This window comes from Conexibacter woesei DSM 14684, assembly GCF_000025265.1.
Classification (GTDB): Bacteria; Actinomycetota; Thermoleophilia; order Solirubrobacterales; family Solirubrobacteraceae; genus Conexibacter; species Conexibacter woesei.
Genome location: NC_013739.1, coordinates 5963008 through 5978761 on the forward strand (window position 1 = coordinate 5963008; position 15754 = coordinate 5978761).

Below are 15754 nucleotides of genomic sequence, written 5' to 3' on the forward strand. Positions count from 1 at the left end.
GAATCCGTCGAGTTGGTGCAACAATCGAACGGATGGATCCGATCGACCGGCAGATCGTTGCGTTGCTCGTCGAAGACGCGCGTCGTTCGTATGGCGACATCGGCCGCCGCGTCGCGCTCAGCGCGCCGTCGGTCAAGCGCCGCGTCGACCGGCTGCGCACAGGCGGCGCGATCGAGGGCTTCACCGCGGTCCTCGACCACGACGCGCTCGGCGCCGGCACCGAGGCGCTCGTCGAGCTGTTCTTCGCGCCCGGCACGCTGCTGGACGAGGTGACCGCGCGGCTGGAGGAGCACCCCGAGGTCGTCGAGGCGTGGAGCGTCACCGGCGACGCCGACGCGATCGCGCGCGTCCGCGTCGGCGACGCGCGCGACCTCGAACGGCTGATCATGGAGCTGCAGCGCGACGGCAGCGTCGTGCGGACGCGCTCGCAGATCGTGCTCTCGCGCCTGGTCGCGCGCGGCCGCGGCTAGTCCGCGCGTAGTATCGAAGCGTGGCTGCCGCCCCAGAGATCGTCGAGCCCTGGGAGGCGCTGCTCGCGCGCGGGCGCGCCGATGAGCGACTCGTGCACGAGTCGCTCGTGCCGCCGCGGCCGGGCCGGGCGGCGCCGATGCCGCGCGAGCTGCACCACGAGGTCACGGCCGCGCTCGGGCGCGTCGGGATCGGGGCGCTCCACACGCATCAGCGCGACGCGCTGTTCGCCGCGATGGACGGCCCGATGATCGTGACGACGGGGACCGCGTCGGGCAAGTCGCTCTGCTTCAACCTGCCGACGTTGCAGATGCTTCACGTCGACCCGCGCGCACGGGCGCTGTACCTGTACCCGACGAAGGCGCTGGCGCAGGACCAGGCGCGCGCGCTCGCGGCGCTGAGACTGGAGAAGCTGCGGCCGGCGATCTACGACGGCGACACGCCGCAGATCGAGCGCAGAGCGATCCGCAGATCGGCGAACGTCGTGCTGACGAACCCCGACATGCTGCACGTCGGGATCCTCCCCAACCACGCCGCGTGGGGCGACTTCCTCGCCAACCTCGCGGTCGTCGTGGTCGACGAGGCGCACGTCTACCGCGGGGTCTTCGGCTCCCACGTCGGCAACGTCCTGCGGCGGCTGCGGCGGATCGCCGCCGCCTACGGGACCGAGCCGCGCTTCCTGCTCGCGAGCGCGACGGTCGCCAACCCGCTGGAGCTGGCGGAACGGCTGACGGGGCTGGACGACATCACGCTCGTCGACGAGGACGGCGCGCCGTCCGCGCAGCGGCGGATCGCGATGTGGAACCCGCCGCTGTTGGACGAGACGCTCGGCGCGCGCGCCTCGGCACTGAGCGAGGCGGCCGACCTGTTCGCCGACCTCGTCGCGGCCGGCGCGCGGACGATCTGCTTCATGAAGTCGCGCAAGGGCGTCGAGATCATCATGCGGTCGGCGAGCGCGCGGCTGCGCCAGGGCGGTCACGAGGATCTGGTCGACCGGATCGCGCCGTACCGCGCCGGCTACACCGCCTACCAGCGCCGCGAGCTGGAGCAGCGGCTGACGAGAGGCGAGCTGCGCGGCGTCGTCGCGACCGACGCGCTGGAGCTGGGGATCGACATCGGCGAGCTGGACGCCGCGATCTGCGTCACCTTCCCGGGAACGGTCGCGTCGCTGAGACAGATGTGGGGTCGCGCGGGCCGGCGCGGGCGCGGGCTGGCGGTCTACATCGCCGGCGAGGACGCGCTCGACCAGTTCTTCTGCCGCCATCCGGACGAGTTCCTGGAGCGACCGGTGGAGGCGGCGATCCTCGACCACGAGAACGACCAGATCCACGCCGCGCACCTGCTGTGCGCGGCGCACGAGGGACCGCTCGCGCCAGGCGACGCGGAGGTGCTCGGGCCGAACTGGCACGAGCACGCCGAGCGGCTGGTCGGGGAAGGGCTGCTGATCGAGCGGCGCGGGAAGTTCCAGCTGCGCGCGCCGGAGGACTTCCCCGCCGCGCGCGTGCCGCTGCGCTCCGCCTCGACCGACATCTTCACGATGATCGACGCCGTCAACGGCGAGGTGATCGGCACGATGGAGGCCGCGCGCGCGTTCAACACCGCGCACGACGGCGCTGTCTATCTGCACATGGGGCGCGCGTACGAGGTCGAGCAGCTCGACCTGCACGACCGGCGCGCGCTGCTGGCACCGTTCGACGGCGACTGGTTCACGCAGCCGCGGCGCGAGACGATGACGTCGATCGAGCGCCTGATCGAGCGGCGCGAGACGATGGGCGTGACGCTGACGTTCGGCAACGTGATCGTCACCGACCTCGTCGTCGGCTACCAGAGAAAGTCGCTCGTCGACCACGAGACGATCGACTTCCACTCGCTCGACCTGCCCGAGACAGCGTTCACGACGCAGGCGCTCTGGTACGAGCTGGACGACGCGGTGCTCGGGCCGGACGCGTTCTCGGACCGGCTGCTGGGCGCGCTGCACGCCGCCGAGCACTCGCAGATCGCCGTGCTGCCGCTGCTGGCGATGTGCGACCGCTGGGACATCGGCGGCCTCTCCACAAACGCCCACCCGCAGACCGGGCGGCCGACGATCTTCATCTACGACGGCCACCCCGGCGGCGTCGGGATCACGCGCCAGGGCTACCGCAAGTTCGAGCGGCTCGTGCGCGACGCGCACCGGCTCGTGTCCGAGTGCAGATGCAAGCACGGCTGCCCGTCGTGCATCCAGTCGCCGAAGTGCGGCAACCTCAACGAGCCGCTGTCGAAGGGCGGCTCGGCGGCGCTGATGCGCCGCATGCTCGACACGCCGTAGACGGGCGATTCGTTGCAGCGGAGCGCGGGACGGCCGGCGCACTGCAGCTTCGCGGTGCCGAAGTTGTGCACGGCCCTGCAGCGCGCTCGACGGTGCAACGCGCGGACCGAAGGTCTGGTCGATGGCTCGAACAGCTCGCGCCTTCCCCCTCGCAGTGGCTCTCGGAGCCGCGCTCGTCGCGCCTTCATCCGCGATCGCGATCAACGGCGGCGCGGCTCCGACCGCCTCGGCATCCGCATCGGGAGGCGCGGCGCCGGGGCAGCAGCCGGCGGGCGTGCCGCGCAGAAACGCGTCGAGCGCGCGGACCGGCGGAGCGGTGCCGGGGCGCACACCGGTGAGACGCGGCTCCGGAAGAGCGAGAACGCCGACGCGCAGAAGAGCGACCGCGCCGAGAAGAGTCGCGCCCGTCGCGCCCGCACCCGCTCCGACGCCGGCGCCTGACGCGCCGCCGGTCGGCGGACTGTTCCCCGTGCAGGGGTCGTACACCTTCGGCGGCGAGGACGCGCGCTTCGGCGCCGGGCGCCCCGGTCACATCCACCAGGGCCAGGACGTCGTCGCCGCGAGCGGGACCCCGCTCGTCTCGCCGGTGACTGGGACGGTGACGTGGAAGGCGAACCAGCCGGGCGGCGCCGGGATCTACCTCGTGATCCGCGGGACCGCGGACGGGCGCGACTACGTCTTCATGCATCTGCTGCGCGGGTCGGTGCAGGCCGCGCAGGGCGACGCGGTCGCGGCCGGGCAGGCGATCGCGCAGGTCGGCGCGACGGGCGTCGCGTCCGGGCCGCATCTGCACTTCGAGATCTGGGTCGGCGGCTGGCAGGAGAGAGGCGGCGCGCCGGTCGACCCGCTGCCGCAGCTGCAGGCCTGGGCGGGCGGCTCCTAGACCGCGGCCGGGGCGCGCGCCGCCGCGCGCGTGTTGCGGCGGTGCATCGCCTTGGCGAAGAGGCCGCCGGTGATGAACATGAACATCGCGTAGACGGCGGCGGGGATCGTCAGGACCGTCGCGAGCGACGCGCCGACGGCGATCGCGAGCGTGGCGTTGTGGACGCCCAGCTCGAGCGCGATCGCGGTCGCGCGGCGGTCGTCGAGGCGCGCGAGCTTGGAGACGGTGAAGGAGACGGTCATCGCCGCGACGTTAAGCGCGAGCGCGGCGCCGGCGACCTCGCCGAGGTTGTCGAGCGCCTTCTCGTGCTCGGCCGCGACGGCGGAGACGACGACGAGCAGGAAGAGGCCGGCCGCGACCTTCGCCACGTGCGGGCGGGCGTTCGCCGTCCACTCCGGCCAGCGGTCGCGGATCGTCATGCCGATCGCGACGGGGACGAGCGTGATCAGGAAGACGCGCGCGACGACGCCGCCCATCGAGACGTCGCCGACGAGCGCCTGCGCGTCGAAGTGGCGCGAGGCCAGCTCGAGGAAGAGCGGGACCGTGATCGCCGCGGCGAGGCTGGAGATCGCCGTCATCGTGACCGACAGCGCCGTGTCGCCGCGCGCGAGGTGCGTGAGGACGTTGGCCATCGTGCCGCCGGGCGAGGCGCCGAGCAGGACGAGGCCGACCGCGAGCCCGGCCGGGAGGTCGAACAGCTCGGCGATCCCGAACGCGAGCGCGGGCGAGATCAGCACGAGGTTGACGAGGCCGATCGTGACGCCGCGCGGCTCCTGCACGACGCGGCGGAAGTCGGCCCGCGTCAGCTCCAGGCCGAGGCTGATCATGATGATCGCCAGCGCGGCGGGCAGCAGCAGCGTCGTCAAGATCGAGTCCTCCATCGCGGCTGCGGACCCTAGCCGGGCGGTGCGGGCCGCGCGCCAGCTCCGGTCCGCGATGATGGGGCGATGAGCTACACGCCCGGGCCTGCTCCGTCGTCACGACCGTCGCGCTCGACCGCCTCGACGTTCACGGCGCTCGGCGTGCTGGTGGCGTTGAACGTCGGCGCCTTCGCGATCCAGCTCGCCAGCTCGCCGTTCGACGACACGCTCGACGGGAGCCTCGCCGAGCACGGCGGGCTGAACGGCTGGGAGGTCGACCACGGCGACTGGTACCGGATCTTCACGAGCGCGTTCCTGCACGCCAACGCCGCGCACCTGTTCGGCAACCTCGTCGCGCTCGTGATCCTCGGCGGCGTGCTGACGCTCGCGGCGGGGCCGCTGCGGATGGTGCTCGTCTACGCGACCGGTCTGCTCGGCAGCGCGTTCTCCGTGCTGGCGTTCGCGCCGGAGACCTTGACGGTCGGCGCGAGCGGCGCGATCTTCGGCCTCGCCGGCGGCGCGCTCGTCGTCGGCTGGCGCCAGCGGCGCGTGCTGCTGCTGATCTTCGCCGCCGGCTGGACGGTCTACGCGCTCAGCAGCACGCTGTTCGTGCCCGGGATCTCGCAGGCCGGTCACCTCGGCGGCCTCGTCGCAGGAGGGATCGCCGGCTGGCTGCTCGTCGGCGAGCGGGCGCAGCTGCGGTCGGAGAGCGCCGCGGCCGGCCTCGTCGCCGCGCTGCTCGTCGCGCTGTTCGTGGGAGCGCTGGTGGTGTAGGCGCGGGTGCGCCGCGCCCGCCGCGCGCCGCGCCCGCCGCGCGCCGTCAGGCGTCGAGCGCGCGCAGCAGGCCGAGTTGCGAGCCGAAGCCGCCGCCGGCGAGGACGCCGACGCCGGCGCGCGCCTGCGGCGGGATCGCCTGACCGGCCGCGAGCGTCGCGACGAAATCGGTCCCGTCCGCGATCGCACCGGCGGCGACCCACGGCTTCAACGCCGATCCCTGCCGCAGCGCGAGCAGCGTGCCGGCCGCGATCGCGACGTCGCGCGCACCGACCGCGCGCAGCAGCACGCCGGCCGCCGGCCGCTCCGCCTCCGCGCCGATCCAGCCGGGTCCGACGACCTTGCGCGGCGCGGCCATGAGGACGGCGCCGAGGGCGAGGCGGCCGAGCGCGATGCCGGCCACAAGCGTGCGAGGGCTCATCCGCGCGATGCTACCCCGGCCCTCCGAGCCGCGCGCCACCCGCCCGCCCTCCACGACCACTCACCCTCCCCTCGCACTTCGGTACCATCGGCCGTCGCGGCCACTTAGCTCAGTTGGTAGAGCACACGACTGAAAATCGTGGTGTCCCCAGTTCGAATCTGGGAGTGGCCATGTCGGGAAGTAGCTGCAAACCGTCGGCTTCCGCCCTCCACCGCGAGAGCAGGGAGCGGCTGGGGTTTAGTCACGTATCCGCCGTTTTCCCCGAACGCGTGACCAAAGCCCCTGCGAGGATGGCCGCCGACGCGCCGCCGACGCGATCCAGGGGGTGCCTTCGGGTGCTCCTTGCGACAGGGCCGGGTGCCGTCTGATCCCGAGCTGACACCCGACTTCGTCGACGCCGTCGCCCGTCGGGTCCTGGACCTCGCGCGCCGCAAGCTGACGGTCGGTGACGTCGCTGAGATCTACGGCGTCCACCCCACGTGGGTCTATGCCCGCGCGGATCAGCTCGGCGCCTTCCGCCTCGGCAGCGGACCAAAAGCTCCGCTGCGATTCGACCCGGACAAGGTCGAAACGGCCTTCAAGGTCCTGCTGAGGCCGGATGCGAGACGGGCCGCTGAGCGGCCCGTCTCGGTCCCTCCTCTAGAGAATCGTCCGCAGCTCGCGGATGATCGCCCACACAAGGAGGAGGGCGACCAGGGAAAGCGGATCCATATGGAACCTCCCGGTCTCCTCGGTTCGGCCGAGGGTCCGCGCGAGAGACGCGGCACCGTACCACTCAGTCGGTGCCTGCCTGGAGCGATCGCACCACTCTCCCCGAGGTCGAGTTCGGAGAGGTCGCGATCGCGAGCTCGCTCGTCGAGGTCGACGGTGCTGGTCGGCAGTTCATCGAAGACGAACGCGTCGCAGCTGACGTCGGCCAGGTGGGGGTTGAGCATTGGCGCCATGAGCTTCCAGATGGCCTCGCGGATCGGTCCGTGGCCGCCAGGGAGGGCTGCGTGCAGGTGGCAGGCTGCGCGCGCGGCGCCGAGGTGTCTGCTGCTGGTGAGGCCGACCGGGGTCGAGCACGCACGCGGCGCTCCAGCGCGAGATCCGGCCGATCAGGCCGCGCACCGGGTCGCGATCCTCAATCGCGCGTCCGAGCTCGGCTTCGACGACGACCTCGACGCGGCGCGGGACCGTCCGCTCGCCATCGCGGACCGGTTGCTGGCGGTCGCGATCGGTCCAGCCGGCGCCGAACGCCAGCACTTGGGCGTGGTCGGTCGCGATCAGGTGGCAGAGCAGGTGGCAGAGCAGGTGGCGCCGGCGCGGACCTGCTGGTCGGTGGGCTCCAGCAGCTTGGCGGTCATTTCGAGCCCGAGCGCGAGGTTCGCGCTGGCGGCCACGTGCCGCGCCTTCTTGGCCTGCAGGCGTGCCGCGCGGTCGTCTTCGCCGGCCTGTTCGACGCTCGCGTCGGTGACGTCGGCGGTCCCGAAGTAGCTCTCGTCTGCGACCGGGACGTCGGTTCTGGGCGGGTGTTCGTCGACGAGTCCGATCATGAACACGGGGTCCGATCACCCAGACGCCGCACGCGTAGTCGCGACCGCGGTCGCGTCTCCACGCAAAGTGGCCGTTGGCCGCGCGGTCGCGCATCGCATCGTCGACGACGAGATGGGCTCACCGTGCAGCGTCGGCGGGAAGATCCGTCGACCGTCCGCCAGCGTGATCGGATCGCACGACCCCTCCAGGGTCGGCAGATCGAACTCCGTGCCTCTCAGATCGCCTTCGTCGGCGACGCCGTCAACACGGCCGAGAGCCTTTCTAAGCGCGCTCATAGCGGCCACCTCCGTTGTATTATAATTCGCTTAAATAGCAACAGAACGAGAGCTTGCGTTCGAATTATGCGAGTGTTACACTGAGTCCATGACCATCGGAGACAAGAGCCGCAAACCGCGACGATCAACCTCGACAACCACCCGGAAAATCAGCCGGACGGTCAGATGGACACTGACCACAGGTGCTGCGAGCATCGCCGTCTACGTCGGTCTGCTCGCCAATGCGAAGGCGCTCGGCACCGCGAGCGAACGTGTTGCAACGCTTAGCATCTCGAACACTTTTTACAACAACGAGTGCAGAGTAATTCAATATAATTCTCTTCACACTCAGCCACCCTTACGACGCCCTCCGACTAGGCGAGTGGTACGTCAACCAGACGGAACGCTCGCTGCTGCGCACGCTTTCACGCATACGCTCACGAGGTAACCCCGAACACCGACGCGGCGAGCGCAGTCTCGAGGCGGTGACGGCGTAGCCCTCGTCGTGACTGGAACGAATCCAACACACGAATATCTTTTGTGTGTAGGATTTGTTCCATGCGCGTACCGTCGCACTCCAATCTCGAGTTTCTGCGGGAGCGCTTTGACGGCCGGCCATTCCGCGTGTCGGACGCCGTTGCCGCAGGCGTGAGCCGCACGACGTTGCACCGGCTGCGCGCGACGGGTGAGCTGGCTACCGTCGGCCGAGGGGTGGTGCAGTTGCCCGATGGCGGGATGGGCCTGCTGTCGGAGCTGGCGGTCGTGTCGGCGCGAGCGCCGCGCGGGACGATCTGCCTGAACTCGGCGCTAGCGTTCTGGGACCTGTCCGACGAGATCCCCGAGCAGGTGCATGTCGCGGTGCCGCGAGGGATGCATCGGCCATCGATCGACCAGCCTGCTACTCGTGTGCACGTCTTCGACGCTCGCACGTTCGCGATCGAGCGCCAGCAGGCGCACACCGACGCCGACGAGCCGTTCTGGATCTACTCGCCCGAGCGCTCAGTGATCGACGCGATGCGCATGGCACGCTGGGTCGGACGCGACACCGCGCTGCACGCGCTGCGCCGCTACATCGCGCAGCCCAGGTCCGACGCTGCCCGCCTTGCTGAGCTGGCGCGCGAACTCGGCGGCAGCGCCCAACTGCGACCGGCGTTGGAGGCGCTGCTCAGTTGACCGCGCAGCCGCCTGTCGACCAGGCCGCCGCAGCGGCCTTCAAGGCACTGCGGGTCAAAGCCCGAGCCGAGCACCGGGGCAACACCCAGCCGCTGCTGGTCGTCTACGCCGTCGAGTCCTTCTTGCGCCGCCTGGCGATCTCCGACTACGCGGATCGCATGGTCCTCAAGGGCGGGATGCTGATGGCCGCCAACAGCATCCGCCGCATGACCAGAGATGCCGACCTCTCGACCCACGGCCTGCCCAACGACGAGCGGCGGGTTCACGAAGCGGTCACACGCATCTGCGCGCTGGAGCCCGACCCACACGACGGCGTCGTGATCGACCCGTCCTCGATCCGGACCGAGGTCATGCGCGAAGGGGACGAGTATCAGAGCGTCCGCTGCAAGCAGCTCGCCATCCTCGGCCGAGCGAGGATCCCCTTCGCACTGGACTTCTCCTTCGGCGACCCGGGCCAATCGACCGTGATCGACCTGGAGTCGGCCATCGACCGCCCCGCCGTTCGGCTCGCTGCCTACCCGCTCACGCTCAACCTCGCCGAGAAGATCGTCACCGCCATGCAACGGCGCGAGTCCAGCACCCGCGACCGCGACTTCGCCGACCTCTGGGTCACCAGCCGCCGACACCGCCTCGACGCAACCGAGCTTCGCCAGCACATCCTCGCCGTCGCCTCCCACCGCCAGCAGCCAGTGATCCCGATGGCCGAGGCACTGGCGCACATGCCCGACCGCCAACAGCCCTACGCCGCGATGGTCGCGCGAATGTCGTACCAGTCGCCACCGCCGCAGCGCTGGAGCGACCTCATCGTTGGCGTCATCGGACTTGTCGACCCGCTCCTGGCCGCCACCAGCGAAAGCCTCTCCCACTGGAATCCCGCGACCCTTAGCTGGACCACCGCGACGAGATGACACTGTGGCCACACAGCGGCGGCGTCTCTCACCGGTCGCCAACTCCTCTAGCGTTCGGCGCATGGCCGTCGAGATCCACAGCACCGGGGTTCTGATCCGCGCCGCGACTGCAGCCGAGGTGACGGCGATCGAGCGCGCCGGTCACTTCGGCGGCGAGTTCGAGCTGGACCCGCCGCGCAGCTACCGCTTCAGCGCGCCGACGACCAGCCCCGGACCAGATGAGATCTACGTCGTGAGCGTCGCGTTCGTCGACTTCACGTACGACGGCAAGCGCCAGCGCTGGACCGAGGCCGAGCACAACGGCACCTACCTCACCACCACGCACGACGTCACCACCGAACCGCTCGCGCTCGGCGCGAAACCGAGGAAGAGGGCTTCGCCGGACTGCTCGGCGACATGCGCATCCACGACATCAACGTCAAGCGCTGGCAGTTCTGCAGCGCCCCGCGCCGCTATGACCTCGACCCCAAGCTGAGCGAACAGCTCGCCCCGCCGCGGTGATCGCGACGACGACGCGATCCGCCGGCGGCTACACGGCTGGGACGTCTAAGTCAGAGGACGGGTCGAGGTCGCAGCTCGCACTGGCGGGTGCTGGCGACGACCAGCGGACCGCTTGCCGGCGAGGTTGTCGCGCGGCGTCTCCAAGGGCCCGAACGGCTCGCGCGGTCGCTGAGTTGCCTTAGGCTTTGGCCCGGAAAGAGGGGCCTCGCGTCCGTCGCCGTCACGTGGCGCTTCAGCTCCACGGGCGCGTCGACACGTGCGGCGAACTGTTTGCAGGAGGGACGGGATGGCCAGGCGACGGGGCTTCTTCGCGGAGCTGCAGTATCAGAACCAGCTTGCCGCTAGACGACAGGCACAAGCCGAACGAGCGCAAGCGCGCGCTCACGCAGCCGCAGTCCGCGAAGCTGAGCGGGCGCAGAGACAAGCTGAACGCGCAGCCGCTGCTGCTACGCGGGCGGCGGTCGCTGAGCGAAGAGCGGCCGAGCGCGAAGCCAAGCGGTTGCACGAGGAGTACCGCCTTGCGGAGGTTGAGGCGCTCAACTCAGAGCTGGCCGAAATCGCGGAGGAGCTGTCCTCGATCCTGTCCGCCACGCTGGACGTCGATGACTTCGTAGACCTTGAGGATCTCCGCGTTTCGACGAGCCATCCGCCGTTTCCCAGAGCCGATCTGGAGATGCCCACGCCGGACGTCGTGCCCGTGTCGGCGCCGCCGGAGCCCGTGTTCGTGGAACCCGAGCCTCCGAAGGGGCTTGGCAGCGTTCTCGGCGGGAAGAAGAAGCATGCTGCCGCCCTCGCGGCAGCCCGCGAGGCCTTCGAAGAAGCGCATCGCGTGTGGGAGGCCGAAGCCGCGAAGCTGCCCGCCCTCCAACTCGAACAGATGCAGCAGCGAGACGCACTCGAGCGCAGACGGGTCGATGCTCTGCAAGCCGCCCGCGAGACATACGACCGCGAGTGCGCCGAACGCGACGCCGAGGTCGCTCAGGCCAACCAGCAATTGGACGCACTCATCGCCGGTCTTGCCGCGGGCGAGCACGAGGCCGTCCACGAGTACGTGGGGATTGTTCTCAGCAACTCGGTCTATCCCGAGATCCTGGCCGTCGAGCACGACTACGCGTTCGACCCCGACACGCGAGAGCTGTCGCTGACCGTGCTGGTCAGTTCTCCCGATCAACTGCCGGCCGAGAAGAGCTACCGCTGGGTCAAGGCCAAGGATGAGATCACCGCCACATCCCTGTCCAGAAAGGGCCTGAAAGAACGCTACGCCAGCGTCATCCATCAAGCCACGCTGCGGACGCTGCACGAGATCTTCGAGGCCGATCGAGCCGGGAAGATCCAGACGATCACGCTCCACGTCGCGACCGAGACCAAAGATCCGGCGACGGGGCTTGAAAGACGCGTCACCTTCGTCGGGGTCGGTGCAGACCGCGAATCGTTCGTGACGTTCGACCTGCACAACATCGTGCCTGCCGCGACGCTCGAGCACCTTGGTGCGTCGATGTCGAAGAATCCCTACGAGCTTGCCGGCATCGACGGTGCTCCCGGCGTGCGCGGACGATGACGCCGGCGGGCTACTCGTTCAATGCCCCTCCTGGATGGCAGGTGCCATCCCGCGACTGGGTTCCACCAGAAGGATGGAGACCGGACGCCTCGTGGCCGCCCCCGCCCGATGGATGGGAGTTCTGGATCCGCAGTGCGGCCGCGCCTCCGCCACCACCGCCGCAAGCCGCCGTCGACGCGCCACCGTCCGGGTCCAGTGACGCTGTGCCTGCGTTTTCGTCCGAGCCCTCGAAGGCGGTGGACACGGAGGTCGTCGCGCTCCGTCAACGAGTCAGTGAGCTTGAGGCCGAGGCCGCGCGCCTTCGGAACAGCGCGACGGTGGAACTCGACGACGAGCGAATCCTGCAAGAGGTGGGCATCTACCGCTACCACCACCCGCTGGAGAACGCCGCTGAGTACAAAGCCGAGCTCAGCGACCTGAGCCACCAGATCAAGGACATGGTCAAGGCTGGCGATGCCGTCCTGGCCTCGGACATGTTCACGTTCAACAACTCGCTCGCCAAGGGCCGCAAGATGACGGCCGAGTTCTCCAAGCTGATGCTTCGCGCCTACAACGCCGAGGCGGACAACTGCGTACGAGCACTGCGAGCCGGGAACGTCGTCACCGCCAAGCGCCGTCTCGAATCGTCCGTCACCGCGATCGCGAGACTGGGCACGATGATGGAGATGCGGATCAACCCGGCCTACCACGCACTCCGGCTCCGCGAACTCGAACTGACCGCCGACTACCTCATGAAGCTTCAAGTCGAGAAGGAAGAGGCCCGCGAAGAGCGCGAGCGCCTCCGCGAGGAGCGGAAGGCAGCGCAGGAACTCGCTGCCGAACGCGCCCGACTCGACAAGGAGCGCGAGCACTACTTCAACGCACTCCAGGCGCTCAAGGCCAGCGGTGCCCCGGCGGCCATCGCCGATCTCAATGAGCGCTTGCAGCAGATCGACAACGCGATCGAACAGAACGACTACCGCACCGCCAACATCCGCGCCGGCTACGTCTACGTCATCAGCAACCGAGGCGCCTTCGGACCCAACATCGTGAAGATCGGACTCACCCGGCGCCTTGAGCCCATGGACCGCGTCCGTGAACTCGGAGACGCCTCCGTCCCGTTCCCTTTCGACGTCCACGCCATGTTCTTCGCCGACGACGCCGTGACCGTCGAGGCCGACCTGCATCGAGCGTTCGCCGAGCGACGAGTCAACATGATCAATCAGCGTCGGGAGTTCTTCTTCGCGACTCCCGCAGAAGTCCGCGCGGTGCTGCTTGCACAGGTCGGGAACCTGCTGGAGTTCGCGGAAGAGCCCGAGGCGACCCAGTACCTCCAAAGCATGAGGTATTGGCCCACCGAAAGGGCAGCACCAAGCGGTCCGAACGCCTGAACCGACGTCGAGGCTTGCAGAACGGCGCTGCCGCCTTTCGACAGCGCCAAGCCCAGTTCCGCCCGCTCGTACCCGTGCTCGCCGGTGTGCTGGTCGCGGGCCTCGTCGCATGGCTCCTCGTCCGCCGTGTCGTGGAGCGCCGTGCGCTGGCTGACCGTGTGCGGCTTGAGCTGGTGCCGGCCGACTCGTGCGCAGCTCGGCGGCGAGGCGAGCTGAGGCGACCGGCAGGCGTCGCGGTCGGCCGCGCGGACGTCGGCCGGGAAGGAGCCCGCGCGGACGCTCTGCAACGCTGACGAGTACCGTGTTCTCGTGGCACTCCGCGGCGACGCCGGCGAGCGAGGAGGCATGACCATCACGGGCAGACAGCGCGGCCGCACGGGCCACCGGAGACAGGACGCGACGAGCGTCTGGCTGCGCACGCCGCGAGCGACACGCGAGGGTCCCGCACTGTCCCCGGCGCGCATCGTCGAGGAGGCGGTCGCGTTGCTCGACGAGGCCGGAGTCGAGGGGCTCACGATGCGACGGCTGGCCGATCGGCTCGGCGCCGGTGTCACCACCCTCTACTGGCACGTCGAGACCAAGGACGACATGGTCGACCTCGCGCTCGACGCGATCTTCGGCGAGACTCCGGTGCCTTCGGAGGCCCCGGACGCACGGACGTGGCGCGACGGCGTCGTCGGCGTGCTGAACGACTGGCGGGCGACCATGCTGCGGCACCCCTGGTCCGCCGCGCTGCTGCAGCGCCCGACCCTGGGGCCGAACCTGCTCGCCCGCATGGAGTACCTGCAGGCCGCGCTCGTCAGCGCCGGATTCAGCGACCAGCGCCTGACGGCGGCGACCTGGACGCTCTACAACTACGTCATGGGCGCGACGGTCGCCAAGGCCAGTCACGAGCTGTCCGCCGACGACCGCCAGACCGCGCAGCAACGGCTCCACGATCAGCGCGATCGCTACCCGACGCTCAGCGCCAGCGACTACATGCTCCAGGACGACTGGGACGGCACGTTCACCACCGGCCTCACCTATCTCCTCGACGGCATCGCCGCCGACTCTGCGCCAGTGAAGGGCGCTGACGGCTGCGAGATCGCTTCGAAGTGAAGCCGGTCACAGCGCCATCCCAAGCGGCGCCTCGATCAGCTGATTGATCTCGTTCAGGAAGAGCGCGGCATCCGCGCCGTAGAGGATGCGGTGGTCGCACGAGAGCGTCAGCGTCATCAGCGTCCGGTCGACGATCTCGCCGTCGACGCGCTGCAGCACCCGGAATAGGTACGTGTGACGCAATAGATCGCTTCTGATTGAGCTCAATCGTTAGAATCCTGCGTCGATGGCGCCGGCGGTGGGGATCGACGAGACGGACCGGGAGATCGTGGCGCTGCTGCGGGAGGACGCGCGGCGCACCTTCGCCGACATCGCCGCACGCGTGAGCATCTCCGCGCCTGCCGTCAAACGGCGCGTCGACCGCCTCGAGCGTGAGGGGCTGATCCTCGGCTACACGGCGATCGTCGATCACGGGGCCATGGGCACGCCGTTGCAGGCGTTCGTCGAGCTGCGCTTCGACGGCCGCACCAAGGTCGACGACATCGCCTCGGTCGCGACCGGCATCGCCGCGGTCGAGGCGCTGTACACGACCGCCGGCGACCCCGACGCCGTCGGCCTCGTGCGCGCCCGCGACGTCGCCGATCTCAAGCGCGTGATCGACCTGCTGCGCCGCAGCCGGCACATCACCGGCACCAAGACGCTGATGATCCTCGGCACCTGGAAGCCGTACCCCGGCGCCACCGCCTGAGGACCGCGTCGGCGGTCGGTCGGCGTCCTCACGTCAGCGCCGCTGCGCAGGCAGGCCTCAGGCGCGCCGACCGACGACGAGCTCCGGCGGGAGCGAGCCGACACGACCGCCGGCACGCCGCGCTCGCTCGCGCTCGTGCAGGATCTGCGCGGTGGCGTCGTCCGCCGGCAGGAACGCCTCGAGATGGACCTCCGCGAGCGTCACGTCGACGGCGGTCGCGAACGACGTCAACGTCGTCATCAGTTGCAGCTCGCCCTGCTCGCAGCGCAGCCGCAGCGGCACCGCGAAGCCGACGTGGTCGGGGCCGGGCGACAGCGGCGGGAGATAGCTCTCCAGCTCGGCGAGCAGCGCGTCGAGCCGCGTGTCGGGGCTGCGCAGCGTCCGCGCGCGGACGCTCTCGATGATGTGCCGACCCCATTCGGACAAGTTCTCCACGCGGCTTGCCATCCCGTCGGGGTGAATCGCGAGTCGCAGCACGTTCACCGGCGGCTCGAGCAGGGCGGGCGCGGCGCCGACGGCGAGCAGCTCGACCGCGGCGTTCGCCGCGACGAGATCGCCAATCGGTCCCGCGACCACCGCGGGGTAGGGCATATGGCCCTCGAGGATGCGGTCGAGCGCATCGCGGACGGGTCTCAGCACGTCGTCGTCGATCGGCGACTCGCGGAACAGCGGCGCGTAGCCGGCGGCGTTGAGCAACGCGTTGCGCTCCCGCAACGACAGCTCCAGCGACTCCGCGAGCCGCACCACCATCGTACGGCCGGGGCGGGAGCGGCCCTGCTCGATGTAGCTGACATGTCGCTGCGTGGTGCCCGCTCGGAGCGCGAGCTCGAGCTGACTGACCCGGCGGGCATTGCGCCAGCGCCGCAGCTCGCTCGCGAACTGTCTGGGCGTGTGGGCGGCGAGGCTGCTCACACCCGAGATCGTAGCCGTCGCCAGCCACCCCTTCGATTCCCT

At 70.0% G+C, this 15754-nt stretch carries 16 protein-coding genes and 1 tRNA gene; 12 read left to right on the forward strand and 5 right to left on the reverse strand.

Annotated elements, in window-relative coordinates; genetic code table 11:
- Positions 1–32 precede the first annotated feature (32 nt).
- From CWOE_RS27975 to CWOE_RS27985, 3 genes are all read left to right on the forward strand, one after another.
- Entirely contained in the window at positions 33–470 is a 438-nt protein-coding gene (locus CWOE_RS27975; protein WP_012937026.1) for an Lrp/AsnC family transcriptional regulator, read from the forward strand.
- Positions 471–490: 20 nt separating this feature from the next.
- A complete protein-coding gene (locus CWOE_RS27980; RefSeq protein ID WP_012937027.1) occupies positions 491–2776 on the forward strand; it encodes a DEAD/DEAH box helicase in 2286 nt (761 codons plus the stop codon).
- A gap of 334 nt (positions 2777–3110) precedes the next feature.
- Positions 3111–3659 carry a M23 family metallopeptidase gene (locus CWOE_RS27985; protein WP_160165574.1) on the forward strand — a complete coding sequence of 183 codons (549 nt, stop codon included), beginning with the start codon at positions 3111–3113 and terminating at the stop codon, positions 3657–3659.
- Here CWOE_RS27985 and CWOE_RS27990 read toward each other — a convergent pair.
- Positions 3656–4540, reverse strand: coding sequence for a bile acid:sodium symporter family protein (locus tag CWOE_RS27990; protein ID WP_012937029.1), 885 nt, complete (start codon positions 4538–4540; stop codon positions 3656–3658). The two genes, CWOE_RS27985 and CWOE_RS27990, sit on opposite strands and share 4 nt — an antisense overlap.
- Before the next feature lie 66 nt (positions 4541–4606).
- Here CWOE_RS27990 and CWOE_RS27995 point away from each other — a divergent pair, with 66 nt between their 5' ends.
- On the forward strand, positions 4607–5293 hold the full coding sequence (locus CWOE_RS27995; protein WP_012937030.1) for a rhomboid family intramembrane serine protease: 687 nt from the start codon (positions 4607–4609) through the stop codon (positions 5291–5293).
- A 46-nt stretch (positions 5294–5339) separates the two neighbouring features.
- Here the strand turns inward: CWOE_RS27995 and CWOE_RS28000 are convergent, their stop codons facing one another.
- The gene (locus tag CWOE_RS28000; protein ID WP_148261196.1) at positions 5340–5714 is read right to left on the reverse strand and encodes a hypothetical protein; all 375 of its coding nucleotides are present in this window, start codon (positions 5712–5714) and stop codon (positions 5340–5342) included.
- A 98-nt stretch (positions 5715–5812) separates the two neighbouring features.
- On the opposite strand from CWOE_RS28000, the gene CWOE_RS28005 reads away from it, so the two are divergent.
- Positions 5813–5885: transfer RNA gene (locus CWOE_RS28005), tRNA-Phe, on the forward strand.
- Between the two features lie 1094 nt (positions 5886–6979).
- On the opposite strand, the gene CWOE_RS28010 is transcribed toward CWOE_RS28005, so the two are convergent.
- Positions 6980–7249 (reverse strand): hypothetical protein, encoded by a 270-nt coding sequence (locus CWOE_RS28010; protein WP_012937032.1) that lies wholly within the window; start codon positions 7247–7249, stop codon positions 6980–6982.
- Positions 7250–8062: 813 nt separating this feature from the next.
- Here CWOE_RS28010 and CWOE_RS28015 point away from each other — a divergent pair.
- From CWOE_RS28015 to CWOE_RS28040, 6 genes are all read left to right on the forward strand, one after another.
- Positions 8063–8677, forward strand: coding sequence for a type IV toxin-antitoxin system AbiEi family antitoxin domain-containing protein (locus CWOE_RS28015; protein WP_012937033.1), 615 nt, complete (start codon positions 8063–8065; stop codon positions 8675–8677).
- A complete protein-coding gene (locus tag CWOE_RS28020; protein ID WP_012937034.1) occupies positions 8674–9585 on the forward strand; it encodes a nucleotidyl transferase AbiEii/AbiGii toxin family protein in 912 nt (303 codons plus the stop codon). Before CWOE_RS28015 ends, CWOE_RS28020 begins: the two co-directional genes overlap by 4 nt.
- 61 nt (positions 9586–9646) lie before the next feature.
- Positions 9647–10060, forward strand: a complete 414-nt coding sequence (locus CWOE_RS28025) for a hypothetical protein (RefSeq protein WP_041731105.1) — start codon at positions 9647–9649, stop codon at positions 10058–10060.
- Positions 10061–10372: 312 nt separating this feature from the next.
- Positions 10373–11644, forward strand: coding sequence for a hypothetical protein (locus CWOE_RS28030; protein ID WP_041731107.1), 1272 nt, complete (start codon positions 10373–10375; stop codon positions 11642–11644).
- Positions 11641–13014: a DUF4041 domain-containing protein gene (locus CWOE_RS28035; protein ID WP_012937037.1), complete on the forward strand. Its 1374-nt coding sequence runs from the start codon at positions 11641–11643 to the stop codon at positions 13012–13014. The genes CWOE_RS28030 and CWOE_RS28035 overlap by 4 nt, the downstream gene beginning before the upstream one ends.
- A 345-nt stretch (positions 13015–13359) precedes the next feature.
- A complete protein-coding gene (locus CWOE_RS28040) occupies positions 13360–14112 on the forward strand; it encodes a TetR/AcrR family transcriptional regulator C-terminal domain-containing protein (protein WP_012937038.1) in 753 nt (250 codons plus the stop codon).
- A 6-nt stretch (positions 14113–14118) separates the two neighbouring features.
- Here the strand turns inward: CWOE_RS28040 and CWOE_RS32335 are convergent, their stop codons facing one another.
- Positions 14119–14271, reverse strand: coding sequence for a 2-oxo acid dehydrogenase subunit E2 (locus CWOE_RS32335; protein WP_236262193.1), 153 nt, complete (start codon positions 14269–14271; stop codon positions 14119–14121).
- A 67-nt stretch (positions 14272–14338) separates the two neighbouring features.
- Here CWOE_RS32335 and CWOE_RS28045 point away from each other — a divergent pair, with 67 nt between their 5' ends.
- Positions 14339–14800 carry an Lrp/AsnC family transcriptional regulator gene (locus CWOE_RS28045; protein WP_012937040.1) on the forward strand — a complete coding sequence of 154 codons (462 nt, stop codon included), beginning with the start codon at positions 14339–14341 and terminating at the stop codon, positions 14798–14800.
- A 57-nt stretch (positions 14801–14857) separates the two neighbouring features.
- Here CWOE_RS28045 and CWOE_RS28050 read toward each other — a convergent pair whose 3' ends face one another.
- A complete protein-coding gene (locus tag CWOE_RS28050) occupies positions 14858–15712 on the reverse strand; it encodes a helix-turn-helix domain-containing protein (RefSeq protein ID WP_012937041.1) in 855 nt (284 codons plus the stop codon).
- Positions 15713–15754: the final 42 nt, after the last annotated feature.

Coding starts and splice junctions, on each gene's coding strand:
- CWOE_RS28000 (WP_148261196.1), bottom strand. CDS start 5,714: ATGAGCCCTCGCACGCTTGTGGCCGGCATCGCGCTCGGCCGCCTCGCC.
- CWOE_RS28040 (WP_012937038.1), top strand. CDS start 13,360: ATGACCATCACGGGCAGACAGCGCGGCCGCACGGGCCACCGGAGACAG.
- CWOE_RS28015 (WP_012937033.1), top strand. CDS start 8,063: ATGCGCGTACCGTCGCACTCCAATCTCGAGTTTCTGCGGGAGCGCTTT.
- CWOE_RS27975 (WP_012937026.1), top strand. CDS start 33: ATGGATCCGATCGACCGGCAGATCGTTGCGTTGCTCGTCGAAGACGCG.
- CWOE_RS28030 (WP_041731107.1), top strand. CDS start 10,373: ATGGCCAGGCGACGGGGCTTCTTCGCGGAGCTGCAGTATCAGAACCAG.
- CWOE_RS27990 (WP_012937029.1), bottom strand. CDS start 4,540: ATGGAGGACTCGATCTTGACGACGCTGCTGCTGCCCGCCGCGCTGGCG.
- CWOE_RS28045 (WP_012937040.1), top strand. CDS start 14,339: ATGGCGCCGGCGGTGGGGATCGACGAGACGGACCGGGAGATCGTGGCG.
- CWOE_RS28035 (WP_012937037.1), top strand. CDS start 11,641: ATGACGCCGGCGGGCTACTCGTTCAATGCCCCTCCTGGATGGCAGGTG.
- CWOE_RS27995 (WP_012937030.1), top strand. CDS start 4,607: ATGAGCTACACGCCCGGGCCTGCTCCGTCGTCACGACCGTCGCGCTCG.
- CWOE_RS28010 (WP_012937032.1), bottom strand. CDS start 7,249: ATGATCGGACTCGTCGACGAACACCCGCCCAGAACCGACGTCCCGGTC.
- CWOE_RS28025 (WP_041731105.1), top strand. CDS start 9,647: ATGGCCGTCGAGATCCACAGCACCGGGGTTCTGATCCGCGCCGCGACT.